Consider the following 312-nt stretch of genomic DNA (forward strand, 5'->3'; position numbering starts at 1 on the left):
CTCGTTGCCGCGATCGAGCTGACCCGGAAACATAAGGCGATCCTGGTGATCGCTAAGCTCGATCGCCTAGCGCGCAACGTCGCTTTCGTCTCAAACCTAATGGAGAGCCGCATCGAGTTCATCGCCGCAGACATGCCGGAGGCGCAACGAGTGACGGTTCACATGATGGCAGCCATAGCGGAGCACGAACGTGGCGTGATTTCGAAGCGCACCAAAGAAGCCCTTGAGGCCGCAAAGGCGAGGGGGGTGCGGCTCGGGAACCCCCGGCCCAACTTGGCAAAGGCTACCGGCCGAGCGGCGGAGCGCGCCGCT

The 312-nt window shown here is 63.1% G+C and carries 1 protein-coding gene; it reads left to right on the plus strand.

The genetic code is table 11. The annotated features are described in order from the left end of the window. On the plus strand, positions 1–312 hold a 312-nt coding region (locus tag KZZ04_RS18705; RefSeq protein WP_219423750.1), incomplete at both ends, for a recombinase family protein.

This window comes from Pseudoalteromonas sp. CR1, from assembly GCF_019392235.1.
Lineage (GTDB): Bacteria > Pseudomonadota > Gammaproteobacteria > Enterobacterales > Alteromonadaceae > Pseudoalteromonas.